The organism is Bradyrhizobium sp. sGM-13 (assembly GCF_018398875.1).
In the GTDB taxonomy this organism is placed as follows: Bacteria; Pseudomonadota; Alphaproteobacteria; order Rhizobiales; family Xanthobacteraceae; genus Bradyrhizobium.
On record NZ_JAGWDK010000558.1, the window covers coordinates 1 to 207 of the forward strand.

Annotated in this window: 1 protein-coding gene; it reads left to right on the forward strand. The window is 66.2% G+C overall.

Annotated features, from left to right (window positions below):
• A partial coding sequence (locus KJQ96_RS39960) for an AMP-binding protein (protein WP_213291318.1) occupies window positions 1–207 on the forward strand: 207 nt, incomplete at both ends.

Here is a 207-nt window from a genome sequence, read left to right on the forward strand (position 1 = left end):
CAGCGGAGCGGTGCATCCATGAGCTGTTCGAGGCGGAGGTGCGCAAGGCGCCGGATGCGGTGGCGGTGGTCTGTGCGGAGGAACACCTGAGCTATGGCGAGCTCAATGCGCGGGCGAACCGGCTGGCGCATCATCTGATCTCGCTCGGGGTGAGGCCGGATCAGCCGGTTGCGATCTGTCTTGAGCGCAGTCTGGCGATGGTGGTGG